Origin of the sequence: Micrococcus sp. KT16 (genome assembly GCF_003315015.1) — a bacterium.
Classification (GTDB): Bacteria; Actinomycetota; Actinomycetes; order Actinomycetales; family Micrococcaceae; genus Micrococcus; species Micrococcus luteus.
Genome location: NZ_QNRG01000003.1, coordinates 1 through 14,392 on the forward strand (window position 1 = coordinate 1; position 14,392 = coordinate 14,392).

Consider the following 14,392-nt stretch of genomic DNA (forward strand, 5'->3'; position numbering starts at 1 on the left):
GAGCTGGGTTCAGAACGTCGTGAGACAGTTCGGTCCCTATCCTCTGCGCGCGTTGGAAATTTGAGAAGGTCTGTCCTTAGTACGAGAGGACCGGGACGGACGAACCTCTGGTATGTCAGTTGTACCGCCAGGTGCATGGCTGATTAGCTACGTTCGGGATGGATAACCGCTGAAAGCATCTAAGCGGGAAGCCGGCTTCGAGATGAGATTTCCTTGCCCCTTTGAGGGTGTGAGGCCCCCAGCTAGAACACTGGGTTGATAGGCTGGATGTGGAAGCGAGGACTGAAGACTCGTGAAGCTGACCAGTACTAATAGGCCGATGACTTACACACACTCTTATCCTATTGCTTGCTTCAAGGTGATGGGTTGGTGTTCGCGTCCGCTGTGCGGTTGTCTGATTGCAACCGGCTGTCTGCTTGTTGGTGGGTGGTTGGGGTGTTTTGAGTTGAATAGTGTCACTGTTGTGTGACCCGTAGGTTTCCCTGCTGTTGCCCGTGTTGAGGGTGGTGGTGTGGGGTTAGGGTTACGGCGGTCATAGCGTGGGGGAAACGCCCGGTTCCATTCCGAACCCGGAAGCTAAGGCCCACAGCGCCGATGGTACTGCAGCCGGGAGGTTGTGGGAGAGTAGGTCGCCGCCGGACATTCTTTGAGGGAGGGCCTCGCACCGTTGGGTGCGAGGCCCTTCCCGCATTCCCGGGAGGATTCACCGGGCGGCCCCGTGCGATCTGCACGGGGCTTTCAGCGTTCCCGGGTGCCTCCCCCTCGGCGCTCAGAGCTCCTCGCCGGCACGCAGCCGTGCCGTGAGCGCGCGGGTGAGTCGGCGGCGCAGCCGGCCGTGCTCCGTGCTCTGCTCCCGAAGGCGCGCGTGCACGGCGTCGGCATGGGCGGGCTTCTCCGAGTCGGGGAGAGCGAGGAAGTCGCGCAGCAGCGGCTCCAAGCGCCCGGTGAGGGCGAGCACGAGCTCCTGCGTCTCCACGGGCCGTGTGCGCTGCAGGCGAGTCCAGGCCGGCCCGTACTCGGCGGCGTGCTCGACCATCTCCCACGCGAGGGCCCAGCTGTCCGGGCGCAGTCGGTGCCGCTCCGCGCGCAACAGCCGTCGCAGGGCGGCCACGGCCTCCTCGAGCTCGGCAGCGGCCGGGGCGCCGTCGTCGTCGGGGGAGGGGCTCGCGGAGGAACGCAGGAACGGCCACCAGCTCATGCCGGCCTCTCTCGGATTCGTCGGGTGCGCAGAGGTCTCACGCGTGCGATTCTGCCCCGCATCTCGGTTTGGCGGCACCCGGTGTGGCTGGTATAGTCGCTCTCTGTTGGATTCAGGTCTGAGACCTCCAACGGGGTGTGGCGCAGCTTGGTAGCGCGCGTCGTTCGGGACGACGAGGCCGCAGGTTCAAATCCTGTCACCCCGACCAGAAAGAGCCCCCGCCGGATCGGCGGGGGCTTTTCTCGTCTCCGGGTGCTCACCGGGCGCGGGGCGTCAGTCCTGGCGGGACTCCAGGAACTGCATATGCTCGGGGCGCGCCGGGTCCACTTCGCCGGCCACGTCGTCGTGTTCGTCCACCCAGTCCTTCACGTACGGGCACACGGGGACGATCCGGCGGCCCGCGGCCACGGTGTCCTTCAGCGCCTCGCGCACGAGCGTCGAGGCCAGGCCCCGGCCCTCGTACTGGTGGTCGACCTTGGTGTGCGGGAAGATCCGCTGGGCCGGGCCGTCGGCGGTGTCGTCGTCGATCGCCACCGTGAAGCCGGCCACCGTGCCCGCGTCGTCGACGACGATCTCGTACCTCTCCGCGTTCTTGCGGACCTGCGGGTGCTCCAGGCTGGGGGTCTGCTCGGTCATGGTCGGTCCTCTCGTTCCTGGGTGGACCCCGCCGCCGGGCCGGCGACGGGGAAGGGGGTCAGTCGTCCCGGCGCCGCACGGGGTGATGGGACAGGATCGAGATGCGGTTCGTCAGGTTCATCACCATCGCGACCCACTGCACGGCCGCGTACTGGGCGTCCGTGAGCACAGCGGCCGTGGAGGCCTGCACGTAGTTCAGCTGCTCCTGCTCGGGGAGGTCCGTGACCGCCTCGGCGAGCTCGAGCGCGGCGCGTTCCTGCTCCGAGTACACGGCCCCGGCCTCACGCCACGCCGGCAGCAGTCCCAGGCGCTGCACGCTCAGACCGGCGTCGGCGCCCTGGCGGGTGTGCCGGTCCAGGCAGAACCCGCAGCCGTTGAGCTGGGAGACCCGGAGGTTCACGAGCTCCACGAGCTGCCGGTCCAGCCCGGCCTGCTCGGCGGCGGCGCGCGCCGCCGAGGCCAGCGGCCCGACCGCGTGCCATGCCTCGGGCACGGCCTTGTCGAGGAAGAACGCGAGGGGGTCCTGGCGGGGTGCGGGGGTGTCAGCGGCGGTCATGGTCCTTCACTGTCTCGCAGAACGGGGCGGTGGGCCAGGGACCGGGTGCCCGGCCCGGACGAGCTTCCGGCTCAGATCCGGCCCCGATCGGCTCAGAATCGGCCGGACGAGCCCGCCCCGGAGAACGAGCCGCCCGAGGATCCGTAGCCGGTCCCGGAGGAGCTGGACTGCGCCTGGCGATGGTCCTGGACGGACCGCTCGCCGGCCTGGCGGCCCGTGGTGAAGGCCACCACCGTCCAGTAGGCATCCGCCGGCAGCGCGGAGTCCAGGATCGAGCCGCGCGCGGACCGGACCGGGCCACGGTGCGTGCGCAGCTCGTCGCGCAGCAGCTCACGCTCGGCCTCGTCCTTGCCGAACGCCGCCACCTCGGCGTCGGCGAGGGCGGAGACGAGACCGGTCAGGCGACGCCGCAGCGCGTCCAGCTCGTCCAACGCCGCGGCCGGGGTCAGGCGCTCGTCCTGCAGGTCCGCACCCAGCGCCTCGAGCCGGTCCTGGGCCTCGGTGCGGAAGGACTCCAGCGCGGCGACCGCGGACCGGACGGCTCCGGCGGAGCCGACGGAGGAGGCCAGCGTGCCGACGGCGTCCAGGTCGGCCCGCAGCGGGGCGGTCTGCTGGTCCCACGCCGCCGGCCACCCCGGGTGGCGGTTGAAGAAGGTGTTCGCCGCGGCCACGGCGTCGTCGAGGCGGTCGAGCTCACGGGCGCGGTCCCGGACGTCCTCCGCGGCCCGGGCATGCTCCGTGCGATGCAGGCTGCGCTCCGGCAGGGCCTCGAGGCGGTCCAGCTCCGCCGACGCGTCGAGCGCCTGGCGCCGGAAGGTGCGGAAGCGCTCCATCAGCGCGGCCGCGTGGGGCGAGTCCTCGGGCACCGTGGACGCGTTCACCTCGGTGGCGTCCATCTCCAGGGTCACGGAGGTCAGGTGGGTGCGGGCCTCGGCCAGCAGGTCGGCCGTCCGGCGGCGGCGACGCCGTCGGCTCGCGAGTGCCGCGGCCGCGGCGCCGCCGCCCGCCACACCGACGATCCCCGCGCCGAACCACAGCTCGGGAGCCTGCCACCAGGGGCGTCCGATCAGCTCGGCGGCGGCGTCCGTCACATCCACGACCGTGTCCGTCCACCGGGCCGCACGGGCCGCCTCGTGTCCGGCCTCGCGCACCTCCCGCAGCCGGTCCGTGCTGAGCATCCGGTCCTCGCCCACGTACACCCCGATCAACCGGTTGTCCGGGTCGAGCGCCACGATCACGAGGTCGTCGGCCCATTTCTGGCCGTCCGCGCTGATCCAGTCCGGGTGCTCGGCGCGAGCCCGCTCGAGCACCCGCCCGTTGAACGCCTGAGACGCGCGGTCGTCGTCCAGCGCGGACAGGTCCGGGCCGCGCTCGGTGACCACGGCGACGCGGGTCGGCTCCCGGAACTCGATCCCCGCCAGGTCTCGGCGCAGCTGGGCGGGGTCGATCACGCCCGCGTCATCCACGAGCTCCACCTGGTCCCAGGCCACGGCGTGGGCCTGCGGCGCGGCGGCGACGACGGCGCCCGTCACCCCCGCCGTGACCGGCAGGGCGACGACGGTGGCGGACGCCGCCGGCCCGGTGAGGGCGGCGGCGGACAGGGCGACCGCGGTGAGCGTGCGGCGGGCGCTGCGGTGCGTCGGACGGGTCACGGGGGCCTCCTGGACGGGTCGGCGGTCCCGCCCAGCGTAGGCACCGCGGCCGGTGGCGCGCCTCAGCCGGTGGGCGCGTCGGCGAGCAGCGCGGCGAGCCGGCCGGCGTCGTGCGCGGTGCCGAACCCCGCCGCCCCCGGCTCGAGGACCCCGGCCCGGTCGAGGCCCGTGTAGGGGACCGCGTCGAAGCCCATCGCGGTGACGAGGGCGATCACCGTGTCGCGCGCGGCGGCGACCGCGGCCGGGTCGGCCGCCGCGTCGGTCGGCTCGGTGCCCACCGCGAGGGCGCGGCGCGGGGCCGTGGCGCGCCCGGCGTCCTCCAGGTCGTGATGCGAGATCTCCGAGAACGCGCGCACGACGGGCACGCGCAGCCCTGCGGCGGCCCAGCGCGCGGCGATCCGGACGGAGCCGGGCGCGCCGTCGTCGTCGTCGAGCCACGCCGGGACGGGCTCGCCCGGCCACGTGTTGGTCAGGTCCACCACGGCGCGCGTGGCCGGCCCGGCGAGGGCGAGCGGGTCGACGTCGTCGAGCGCCTCGCGCGGCACGGCCACGACGACGAGCTCCGCCTCCGCCGCCAGGTCCTCGGCCGACACGGCGACGGCCTCGGGCGCGTAGATCGTCAGGTGACGCTGGACCGCCGCGGGGCGCCGCGTGCCCGCGACCATCACCCGTGGGGCGGCCGTGCCCGGGGAGAGGCGGGGGATGCGCGCGATCGCCCGTGCCAGCGCGGTGCCCGCCCGCCCCGCACCGAGGATGCCGACGACGCGGGGCAGGGCGTCCGCCGGCGCCGCCTCAGACGAGCTCATTGCGCTGGCGTCCCAGCCCGGTGATCTCCACCTCGACGACGTCGTCGGGACGCAGCCACGGGCGGCGGCCCTCGGCGTCCCGGCGGGCCAGGGCGACCCCCGCGGGCGTGCCGGTCAGGATCAGGTCACCCGGGTTCAGGGTGATCAGCTGCGAGGCGTAGGAGACCAGCTCGGCGGGGGAGAAGACGACGTCGGCGACCCTGTCCTCCTGACGCAGCTCGCCGTTGACGTGCGTGAGGACGCGCGCGTCCGCCGGGAACTCGTCCGGGGTGACCAGCCACGGGCCCACGGGCGTCGAGGCCTCCCACACCTTGCCCTGCAGCCACTCGGAGGTGCGGCCCTGGAAGCCGCGCATGGAGATGTCGTTGGCCACCGCGTAGCCCGCGATGTGCTCCGGGGCGTCCTCGACGGCGATGCGCCGGCCCGGCTCACCGACCACGATGCACAGCTCGCCCTCGTAGTCGACCCGGTGGTCCTCCTCGGGGACCTCGATCGGGTCCAGCGCACCCGTGAGGGACTGCGGGAACTTCGCGAACAGCGTCGGATGCTCAGGGCGCTCCAGGCCCGTCTCGTCGATGTGGTTCGTGTAGTTCAGGCCCACGCAGAACACCTTGGTGGGGAAGGGGACGAGCGTGTCGTAGACGAGGCCGGAGGTGTCCAGCAGGAGGGACCGGTCGGCCTGCGCCGCGCGGAGGGCGCCCTCCACCATCTCCCGCTGCTCCTCCGGCGTGGCGGTGAGGTACTCGCCGACGTCGCGACAGTCCGGCAGGGCGACGGCACGCACGGCGACCTCGGGGTCCTCGGGGTGCACGGAGGTGATGACCGCGGCGAACGTGGCGCCGGGGTAGGCCGCGTCGGAGTCGGGCTGGCGGAACGTGGCGAGCTTCATGGACCCATCCCATCACACGGCGGCAGGTCCGGACCCGGGGCGGGCGGACGTGAGACGGTGAGGCCATGAGCACAGCCTCCACGCATCCGCCGCTCGACCTCGACCCGACCCCGGCCACCCCGATCGTCCTCGGGACCATGGCCTGGGGGTCCGTTCCCCCGCCGCCCCCGGACGCCGATCCGGGGGCGGGGCCGGAGGGGCCCGCGGGCGAAGCGCAGGCCGAGGCGGCCGTGGAGCGTGCCCGCCGCGCCCTGCGCGCCGGGATCGAGGCCGGCGTCGACCTGCTGGACACCGCGGACATCTACGGGGCCGGCCGCTCCGAGGAGACCGTCGGCCGGCTGCTGCACGAGCTGCCCTACGAGGAGCGCTCCGCCCTGAAGGTGCAGACCAAGTGCGGGATCGTCCTGCACGAGACGGACCCGGCCGGGCGGCGTCTGACCCGCTACGACTCCTCGCCCGAGCACGTGCGCGCCTCGCTGGAGGGCTCGCTGGCCCGCCTCGGCGAGCAGCGCGTGGACACCCTGATCATCCACCGGCCCGACGTCCTCACGCCCGTGGCCGACACCGTGCGCGCCTTCCTCGACGCGCGGGAGGCGGGCCTGGTCGGCAAGCTCGGCCTCTCCAACCTCGGCGTGGGCCGCGTCCTCGAGTTCCAGCGCGAGCTCGAGAGCCAGGCGGCGGACGGGACCGGGCTGGCGTGCGTCCAGGTCGAGCTCGGCCTGCACCACCGCACCCTCGTGGAGGCGGCCGTGCTCGCCAACCACCCGGACGCCCCCGCGGACGCCGACGCCGGGCGCCTCGGCCCGGTGTGCGCCGCCGAGGGGATCGAGCTGCAGGCCTGGGGTCCGCTGGGGCAGGGTCGGTTCAGCTCCGGCGACGACGGCGCGGCCGGCGTCGTCGGCGAGGTCGCGGCGGAGCTGGGCGTCAGCCGGGAGGCCGTGGTGCTCGCCTGGCTGCTGCGCCTGCCGTGGGGCGTGCGGCCCGTGATCGGCACCCAGGACCCGGAGCGCGTCGCCGCGTGCGCCGAGGCGGCCTCCGTGGCCGAGGCGATGGACTCCGCGCAGTGGCACCGCCTGTGGACCGCGGCGCGCGGTACCGGCCTGCCCTGAGCGGCCCGCGGACGTGAGGGATGTCACACTGGGGGCATGACCTTCGCGCCCGTCAACCTCTTCACCCCCTGGCTCGCCTACTGGGCGGCCGCCCTCGCGCTCGTCGTCGGCGGCATCCTGCTGGCCGCCGGGATCTGGCGCGAGCGCCGGCACCGGCGGCACGCTGACGAGCACGGACGCAACACCGAGGTGGACGTCCTGGACAACACCCGGCTGCAGCGCCGGGTGGGGGCCGTGATGCTGGCGGTCGCGGCCGTGCTGGCCGGCGTGGGTGTGGGGACGCACCTGGCGGGGCTGGACACGCTGCGTCAGAACCTGACGGCCAAGTACGGCTACACCTCGATCGAGCGCATCCGCCAGTCCGGCACGGGGTTCATCATCGACCTCACCCAGCCGGACGGGACCGTCCTGCGGGACGAGATGGTCCTGGTCGACCCCTCGGGCGAGCCCTTCGTCGGCGAGGACATCTTCCACAACCCGCCGGAGAAGTACGAGGACCTGCCGCTGCGTCCGGCCCCGTGACCGCGCCCGCCGCCGTCCGTCGGGCCTGATGCCGCGTCGGGGGCCTCTGTTAGCGTCGCCGCGTGAGCACCTCGACCGTCCGTTCCGCCCCCGCGTCCACCTACCGGCTCCAGGTCAGCCCGGATCTGCCGCTGGAGTCCGTGGCCGGGCTCGTGCCCTATCTGCGGCGCCTGGGCGTGGACTGGCTCTACCTCTCGCCGCTGCTCGAGGCCGAGCCCGGCTCCGACCACGGGTACGACGTCGTGGACCCCACCCGGCTGGACGCCGCCCGCGGCGGGGCAGAGGGACTGGACATGGTCGCGCGCGCCGCGCACGAGGCGGGCATGGGCGTGCTCGTGGACATCGTGCCGAACCACGTGGGCGTGGCCACGCCCCAGGCCAATCCGGCGTGGTGGGACGTGCTCACCCACGGTCCCGAGGCGGCGCATGCGGCGTGGTTCGACGTGGACTGGGCGGCCGGCGACGGGTCCCTGCTCATCCCCGTGCTGGGAGACGGCCCTGACGGGGACGCGGACGCGGAACTGGACCGTCTCGTCGTCGACGCCGAGGGCGGCCGTCTGCGCTACTGGGACAACGTCTACCCCCTCGCCCCCGGATCGCTCGAGGCGGCCGAGACGGAGACCGGGCTGCGCACCGCGGAGGTCTTCGCGGCGGCGGACCCGGCGAAGGAGCCGACCGCGGAGCAGGCCCGCCTGGCCCGCGCCGTGCACGACCGCCAGCACTACCGGCTGGTCGGCTGGCGCCGCGGCGACGCCGAGCTGAACTACCGCCGCTTCTTCACCGTCACCACGCTCGCGGGCGTCCGGGTGGAGGAGCCCGAGGTCTTCGACGCCGTCCATGCCGAACCCGCCCGCTGGGTCCGCGAAGGGCTCGTGGACGGGCTGCGCGTGGACCACCCGGACGGCCTGGCGGACCCGGCCGGCTACGCGCGGCGCCTGCGCTCCCACGTGCTCCCGGAGGGCTACCTCGTGGTGGAGAAGATCCTCGAGCCCGGTGAGGCGCTGCCCGCGGACTGGCCCGCGGACGGAACCACCGGCTACGACGCGCTCGGCGAGGTCGAACGCGTCTTCATGCACCCCGAGGCCGCGGGCGATGCGGCCGAGGACGCGCGCCGTCGTCGGGAGTGGGACGAGGCCGTGGTGCGGGCCAAGCACGACGTGGCCACCGGCTCCCTCGCGGCCGAGACCGCCCGGCTGGTCCGGGAGGTCCGCGCCGTGCACGCCCTCGGCGCCCACCCGGACGAGGACGTGGCCGCCGCGTTCGCCGCCGTGCTCGCCCGCCTGCCCGTGTACCGCACCTACCTGCCCGTGGGCCTGGCCGTGCTCGAGGGCGCGCTGGCGGACGCGGCCGCGGCGGAGCCGGCCCTCGCCGACGTGCTCGGCGACCTGCGGCCCGAGCTGACCGACCCGGACTCGCCCGTGGCCCGCCGGTTCCAGCAGACCTCCGGCATGGTGATGGCCAAGGGCGTCGAGGACCGGTCCTTCTACCGGTACACCCGGTGGGCCAATCTGAACGAGGTCGGCGGAGACCCCTCCCACGTCGCCCTGTCCCTGGCCGACTTCCACGCCGCCCAGCAGGCGCGCCAGGCCGCCTGGCCGACGGCCATGACCACCCTGAGCACCCACGACACCAAGCGCGGCGAGGACGTGCGCGCCCGCATCGCCGTGCTCGCCGAGGAGCCCGACCGCTGGGCCGCCGAGCTCGCGGAGCTGAGGCGCCTCCACCCGCTCGGCCACCCCGACGCGGAGCGGCTGCTCTGGGAGTCCATCGTGGGCGTCTGGCCCACGGACGGCACCACGCCGGAGGAGGAGCGGATCCTCGGCTTCCTGCAGAAGGCCTCCCGCGAGGCGGCCCTGGCCACCACCTGGACGGACCAGGACCCCGAGTTCGAGGCCCGGCTCGCCGCACTCGCCGCCGCCGTCACCTCCCCCGAGGGGCCTGCCCGGGGCGTGCTCCAGGCCGTCGCGGACCGCATCGCCGAGCCCGGCCTCGTGGTCCAGCTCGGCCACAAGCTCGTCCAGCTCGCCGCCCCCGGCGTCCCCGACGTCTACCAGGGCACGGAGGTGCCCTTCCCCACCCTCGTGGACCCGGACAACCGCCGCCCCGTGGACTTCGCGGCCCGGGCCGACCTGCTGGACCGCCTCGACGCCGGCCACACGCCCGGCCTCGACGACCCCGCCGCCGCCAAGCTGGCCGTCGTGGCCGGCGTGCTGCGCGCCCGCCGCGACCGGCCCGAGCTGTTCACCGGCCACCGCCCGCTCGACGTCTCCGGCCCCGCCGCCGAACACGCGATCGCGTTCGACCGGGGCGGGGCGCTCGCCGTGGCCACCCGCTGGCCCGTCCGCCTCGCGGCCGCGGGTGGCTGGGGCCAGACCGTCGTGACCGTGCCGGCTGGGCGGTGGGAGGACGCCGTCACCGGCCACCCCGTCCACCCCGACGCGCGCGGCGCCGTGCGCCTCGACGAACTGCTCAGCACCCTGCCCGTCGCGCTGCTCGTCCCGGCGCACGCCCCGTCCGACCGCCGAGAGAGGACCGCCCCGTGACCGAGCCCCGTCCGGCCGACGCCCCCGCCCCGGGCCTGCACCCGATCGGCTCCGACCCCCTGGACCCCGCCGCGGCCGAGCGGGCCGCCGTCGACGCCGCGCGCGCCATCCCCTACGCAGTGTGGGCGCCGCACGCAGAGAGCGTCGACCTCGTCCTCGTCGACACCGAGCCCGGCGCCCTGCACGACGCCGAGGACCGCTGGCCCGTCGCCGCCGTCGTGGCCATGGACCCCGCCGCCGGAGGCTGGTGGACACCCACGGAGGACCCGCTCGCCGCCCTCGGCCTCGACGCCGCCCAGCCGCCGGCCGACCCCGGCTACGGCTACCGCGTGGACGGGGCCGACCCCGTGCCGGACCCCCGCTCCCGCCGCCAGCCCGACACGGTCCACGGGCCCTCCCGCCGCGACGTCGCCGGCCGCGCCTTCGCGTGGCCGGACGAGGGCTGGACCGGGCCGCCCGGGGTGGAGTCCGATCCGGCCGCACCCCAGGGCGGGGGCCTGCGCGGCGCCGTCCTCTACGAGCTGCACGTGGGGACCTTCACGGCCGAGGGGACCCTCGACGCCGCCATCGCCCGCCTGCCGCACCTGACGGACCTCGGGGTCACCCACGTCGAGCTGCTGCCGGTGAACTCCTTCTCCGGGCCGCGGAACTGGGGCTACGACGGGGTGGCGTGGTTCGCCGTCGACGAGTCCTACGGCGGCCCCGCCGCCTACCGCCGCTTCGTGGCCGCCGCCCACGCCGCCGGCCTCGGCGTGGTCCAGGACGTCGTGCACAACCACCTGGGCCCCTCCGGCAACTACCTGCAGGTGTTCGGGCCGTATCTGGGTCAGGGCGGCACCGGCTGGGGCGACGGCCTGAACCTGGACGGCGCCGACTCGGACGAGGTGCGCCGGCTCGTCCTGGACAACGTCCGCTTCTGGCTCGAGGAGATGCGCGTGGACGGGCTGCGCCTGGACGCGGTGCACGCCCTGCGGGACGCCCGCGCCGTGCACCTGCTCGAGGAGATGGCCGCGCTCGCGGACGGGATCGCGGCCCGTGCCGGCCGACCCGTGCCCCTCCTGGCCGAGTCCGACCTCAACGACCCGCGTCTGGTGCTGCCCCGCCACGCCGGCGGGCTCGGCCTCGCCGCGGCCTGGAACGACGACGTCCACCACGCCCTGCACGTGGCCGCGACGGGGGAGACCCACGGCTACTACGCGGACTTCGCCCCGCTGGAGGCGGTGGCCAAGGTCATGGAGCGCACCTACTTCCACGACGGCACCCGCTCCACCTTCCGCGGCCGTGACCACGGGCGCCCCGTGCCGGAGGCTGTCCCCAACCACGCGTGGGTGGCCAGCATCCAGAACCACGACCAGGTGGGCAACCGTGCCGGCGGCGACCGCACCGCGGCCGCCCTGTCCGAGGGCGCGCTCGCGGCCGAGGCCGCCCTTCTGCTGACCGGCCCGCACGTGCCGATGCTCTTCATGGGGGAGGAGTTCGCGGCCTCGACGCCGTGGCCGTTCTTCACCTCGTTCCGCGAGCCCGAGCTCGGGGACGCCGTCCGGCAGGGACGTCGCCGCGAGTTCGCCGCCCACGGCTGGGACCCGGCCGACGTCCCCGACCCGCAGGACCCCGCCACGCGGGAGGCAGCCGTGCTGGACTGGGCGGAGGCCGCGGGCGGCGGGGACGGCCACGGTCGGGGAGCGCGCGTGCTCGCCGCCTACCGCACCCTGATCGGCCTGCGCCGCACGCTGCCTCAGCTCACCGACCCCCGCCGCGACCGCGTCCGGGCCGAGGTGGACGCGGCCCGGCGCCACGTGCGTCTCACCCGCGCCGGCGCGGACGCCGACGTCATCCTGCTCGTCGCCCTCGGCGCGGAGCCGCTGCCCGTGCCCGCGGACCTGACGCGGGCCGAGCTCCTCGCCGGCCACGGCGACGACGGCCCCCTCGGCCCCGGCGCGGTGCCGGCGGCGGTCCCGGCCCCCGGCTTCCTGCTCCTGCGCCGCTGAGCCGCGGCCGGCGTCAGTCCGCGTCCGCGGGTGGGACGGCGCGCAGCATGGTGGTCGTGGGGTGCAGCGCCACCGCGTCCTCGTCGCGGCGGGTCCGCAGCACCGTGTCCACGTAGGAGTCCACCGCCTCCTGCAGGGGCACGGCCTGGCCGCGGGCCTCGGAGAGGTACCAGCGGTGCTCGAGGAGCTGGTGCATCACCTCGGCGGGCTCGAGCTTGGCCCGCAGCTCGAGGGGCACCGAGCGGACCACGGGGTCGAACACCTCCACCACCCAGCGGTGCGCCGCAGCCTCGATGTCCATGTACGGGTCCCACTCCCGGCGGGCGGCCTCGATGTCGACGAGCAGCCGCCGGGCCTGGTTCTCCTGGACTTCGAGTCCCGTGAGGCGGGTCAGCCGACGGCGGTGGTAGCCCGCGTGGATCTCGACGGGTCGGGCGATCATCATCCCGGGGGCGTCGGCGGCGCGCAGTGAGTACTCGGCCAGCTCGAAGCCGAGCTCCTGCAGGCGGCGGACGCGGCGGTCCAGGCGCCACGGCTCGGTGCGGGGGAACAGCAGGGGCCCGGTCAGCTCGTCCCACAGCCGTCGGTAGGAGGCCACGAGCAGGTCCGGCGTGGTGACGGGGTCCACCTCCGGGTCCAGCAGCCCGCTGGCCTGCAGGTCCAGCAGCTCGCCGCCCACGTTCACGGCGGCCACGTCCAGGTCGTGTTCGCGCTGGCCGGTGGACAGCCGCTGCCGGAGCTCGCCGGTCTCGGCGTCCACCAGGTGGGCGGCGAACCCGCCCGCGTCGCGCCGGAACAGGACGTTGGACAGGGAGACGTCACCCCAGAAGAACCCCTCGAGGTGCAGCTCCACGAGCAGGGTCGCCAGCGCGTCCATGAGCCGCACGAGGGTGCGGCGCTCGAGGCGCTCCGAGAACACGGCGCGGTACGGCAGGGAGAAGCGCAGGTGCCGGGTCACGAGGGCGGCGGGCAGGGGCGTGCCGTCGTCCTCCGTGCGTCCGGTGACCACGGCCACCGGCACCACCGACGGCGCCGGGCTCCGCTCGAGCCGGCGCAGCAGCCGGTACTCGCGGAACGCGAGTTCTTCGGTGGTCTCCTTCACCGCCACGATGCCCCCGCCCACCCGGGCGAAGCGCACCACGTGACGGGAGATGCCCCGCGGCAGGGCCGCCAGCACCTCACGCGGCCACGTCTCGAGGGGGAGCGCCCAGGGCAGGGCGAGCAGAGACGTCGCCGGGTCCTCGGTCGCGTCCCCCGACGGGGCGCCCGTGATGGTCAGTCGATCGACGGGGGAGGGGGTCTCGGCGGTGTCCATGGTCACGATCCTTTCAGACAGGGCCGCTATGCTCGCCTGGCGCGGCGCGCCCGCTGCCCGCCGGCTCCGGTGCTCGACCCGGACCGACTGCCCCACGAGGAGGACCCTTGGCCCGGAACACGTCAGGCTCGCACACCTCGGCGACGGACGCTCGTGCGCGTGCCCGCCAGATCCAGGAGGAGCAGCGCAGGAAGGACAGTCGCCGCCGCACCGGCGTCATCTGGGGCTCGGTCCTCGCGGTGGTGCTCGTGATCGGCCTCGTCGTCGCGTTCGTGCTCAACCGCAACGGCGACGACGCCGCGGCCGCCGGCCCCATCCCCGCCGTGGCGAACGAGCAGGGCGGCATCGAGTTGACCTCGGCCACGGACCTGGCGGAGGGCGCGGGAGAACGCGAGGTCGACCCCTCGAAGATCGAGGTGCCGAAGCAGGCCGCGAGCTCTCAGCCCGAGACCCTGCCGAACACCGAGGCCCGTGGTGACGGTGAGCCGACGCGGATCGTGCTCTACGCGGACTTCAACTGCGTGCACTGCGCGGACTTCGAGTCCACCAACGGGGACCAGATCGAGCAGTGGCTCGAGCAGGGCCAGGTCACGGTCGAGTACCGGATGGTGGACTACCTGAGCGCCCCGAACAACCAGAACTACTCGGCCCGCGCCGCCAACGCCGCGTACTGCGTGGCGGACCAGAAGCCCGAGGCCTACAACGGCTTCGTGTCCGCCCTGTTCGCCGCCTACGACGAGCACCAGGGCAAGGGCCTGGACAACGCGGCGCTCACGCAGCTCGCGCAGGAGCACGGCGCGGACATCGCCTCCTGCGTCGAGGACGGCACGTTCCGCTCCGCGGTCGAGCACACCACCCGCCAGGCGCGCGTCGCCGGTGTGGCCGGCACTCCCACCGTGTTCGTGGACGGGAAGAACTGGGCCCTCGACGGCGAGGACAAGACCTTCGCCGATTGGGCGGGCGCCAAGATCGCCGGCTGACCCGGCTGACCCGTCGCCGAGGTCCGCGGGGCGTCCCCACGCAGGGGGCGCCCCGCGCCGTCCGCCCGGGCCTTGTACGCTGAAAGGGCCGGCCGCGGCGCCCCGGGCGCCGGCCGCAGGCCTCCTTAGCTCAGCTGGCCAGAGCAGCTGCCTTGTAAACAGCAGGTCGCCGGTTCGAATCCGGCAGGGGGCTCCACC

Annotated in this window: 12 protein-coding genes, 2 tRNA genes and 2 rRNA genes; 9 read left to right on the forward strand and 7 right to left on the reverse strand. The window is 74.5% G+C overall.

Going from position 1 to position 14,392, the window contains the following annotated elements; all coding sequences use genetic code 11:
• A 23S ribosomal RNA gene (locus tag DE149_RS03450) occupies nt 1-332 on the forward strand; the annotation flags it as partial.
• Between the two features lie 192 nt (nt 333-524).
• Nucleotides 525-641 (forward strand): 5S ribosomal RNA (rrf, locus tag DE149_RS03455).
• 128 nt (nt 642-769) lie between these two features.
• Here the strand turns inward: rrf and DE149_RS03460 are convergent.
• Entirely contained in the window at nt 770-1,198 is a 429-nt protein-coding gene (locus DE149_RS03460; RefSeq protein WP_069941857.1) for a hypothetical protein, read from the reverse strand.
• 131 nt (nt 1,199-1,329) lie between these two features.
• Here DE149_RS03460 and DE149_RS03465 point away from each other — a divergent pair.
• A tRNA-Pro gene (locus tag DE149_RS03465) sits at nt 1,330-1,406 on the forward strand.
• Between the two features lie 65 nt (nt 1,407-1,471).
• On the opposite strand, the gene DE149_RS03470 is transcribed toward DE149_RS03465, so the two are convergent.
• The 5 genes from DE149_RS03470 to DE149_RS03490 form a co-directional block, all read right to left on the reverse strand.
• Nucleotides 1,472-1,834, reverse strand: a complete 363-nt coding sequence (locus tag DE149_RS03470) for a GNAT family N-acetyltransferase (RefSeq protein WP_101965696.1) — start codon at nt 1,832-1,834, stop codon at nt 1,472-1,474.
• Between the two features lie 58 nt (nt 1,835-1,892).
• Complete coding sequence (locus DE149_RS03475; protein WP_010079436.1) at nt 1,893-2,390, reverse strand: carboxymuconolactone decarboxylase family protein; 498 nt, start codon at nt 2,388-2,390, stop codon at nt 1,893-1,895.
• A 92-nt stretch (nt 2,391-2,482) separates the two neighbouring features.
• Complete coding sequence (locus DE149_RS03480; RefSeq protein ID WP_158530777.1) at nt 2,483-4,042, reverse strand: DUF5129 domain-containing protein; 1,560 nt, start codon at nt 4,040-4,042, stop codon at nt 2,483-2,485.
• A gap of 62 nt (nt 4,043-4,104) precedes the next feature.
• Nucleotides 4,105-4,848 (reverse strand): NADPH-dependent F420 reductase, encoded by a 744-nt coding sequence (locus DE149_RS03485; protein ID WP_113913958.1) that lies wholly within the window; start codon nt 4,846-4,848, stop codon nt 4,105-4,107.
• Nucleotides 4,835-5,737 carry a fumarylacetoacetate hydrolase family protein gene (locus DE149_RS03490; RefSeq protein ID WP_002855103.1) on the reverse strand — a complete coding sequence of 301 codons (903 nt, stop codon included), beginning with the start codon at nt 5,735-5,737 and terminating at the stop codon, nt 4,835-4,837. Before DE149_RS03490 ends, DE149_RS03485 begins: the two co-directional genes overlap by 14 nt.
• Nucleotides 5,738-5,802: 65 nt before the next feature.
• Between DE149_RS03490 and DE149_RS03495 the strand changes: the two genes are divergently transcribed.
• The 4 genes from DE149_RS03495 (at nt 5,803) to treZ (ending at nt 11,899) form a co-directional block, all read left to right on the forward strand.
• Entirely contained in the window at nt 5,803-6,846 is a 1,044-nt protein-coding gene (locus DE149_RS03495; RefSeq protein WP_113913959.1) for an aldo/keto reductase, read from the forward strand.
• Between the two features lie 36 nt (nt 6,847-6,882).
• Nucleotides 6,883-7,368 (forward strand): hypothetical protein, encoded by a 486-nt coding sequence (locus tag DE149_RS03500; protein WP_069941864.1) that lies wholly within the window; start codon nt 6,883-6,885, stop codon nt 7,366-7,368.
• A 62-nt stretch (nt 7,369-7,430) separates the two neighbouring features.
• Nucleotides 7,431-9,911 carry a malto-oligosyltrehalose synthase gene (gene treY / locus DE149_RS03505; protein ID WP_113913960.1) on the forward strand — a complete coding sequence of 827 codons (2,481 nt, stop codon included), beginning with the start codon at nt 7,431-7,433 and terminating at the stop codon, nt 9,909-9,911.
• Nucleotides 9,908-11,899, forward strand: coding sequence for a malto-oligosyltrehalose trehalohydrolase (treZ, locus tag DE149_RS03510; protein ID WP_113913961.1), 1,992 nt, complete (start codon nt 9,908-9,910; stop codon nt 11,897-11,899). Before treY ends, treZ begins: the two co-directional genes overlap by 4 nt.
• Before the next feature lie 13 nt (nt 11,900-11,912).
• On the opposite strand, the gene DE149_RS03515 is transcribed toward treZ, so the two are convergent.
• A complete protein-coding gene (locus DE149_RS03515) occupies nt 11,913-13,214 on the reverse strand; it encodes a DUF4032 domain-containing protein (protein ID WP_113913962.1) in 1,302 nt (433 codons plus the stop codon).
• Nucleotides 13,215-13,321: 107 nt separating this feature from the next.
• Between DE149_RS03515 and DE149_RS03520 the strand changes: the two genes are divergently transcribed.
• Together DE149_RS03520 and DE149_RS03525 are read left to right on the forward strand one after the other, a co-directional pair.
• Complete coding sequence (locus DE149_RS03520; RefSeq protein ID WP_113913963.1) at nt 13,322-14,194, forward strand: thioredoxin domain-containing protein; 873 nt, start codon at nt 13,322-13,324, stop codon at nt 14,192-14,194.
• A 119-nt stretch (nt 14,195-14,313) separates the two neighbouring features.
• Nucleotides 14,314-14,390: transfer RNA gene (locus tag DE149_RS03525), tRNA-Thr, on the forward strand.
• The last annotated feature ends 2 nt before the right edge of the window (nt 14,391-14,392 follow it).

Bases quoted from the DNA above. Each gene is read 5' to 3' on its own strand.
- DE149_RS03460 (WP_069941857.1), bottom strand. From the start codon at position 1,198: ATGAGCTGGTGGCCGTTCCTGCGTTCCTCCGCGAGCCCCTCCCCCGAC.
- DE149_RS03470 (WP_101965696.1), bottom strand. From the start codon at position 1,834: ATGACCGAGCAGACCCCCAGCCTGGAGCACCCGCAGGTCCGCAAGAAC.
- DE149_RS03475 (WP_010079436.1), bottom strand. From the start codon at position 2,390: ATGACCGCCGCTGACACCCCCGCACCCCGCCAGGACCCCCTCGCGTTC.
- DE149_RS03485 (WP_113913958.1), bottom strand. From the start codon at position 4,848: ATGAGCTCGTCTGAGGCGGCGCCGGCGGACGCCCTGCCCCGCGTCGTC.
- DE149_RS03490 (WP_002855103.1), bottom strand. From the start codon at position 5,737: ATGAAGCTCGCCACGTTCCGCCAGCCCGACTCCGACGCGGCCTACCCC.
- DE149_RS03495 (WP_113913959.1), top strand. From the start codon at position 5,803: ATGAGCACAGCCTCCACGCATCCGCCGCTCGACCTCGACCCGACCCCG.
- DE149_RS03500 (WP_069941864.1), top strand. From the start codon at position 6,883: ATGACCTTCGCGCCCGTCAACCTCTTCACCCCCTGGCTCGCCTACTGG.
- DE149_RS03515 (WP_113913962.1), bottom strand. From the start codon at position 13,214: ATGGACACCGCCGAGACCCCCTCCCCCGTCGATCGACTGACCATCACG.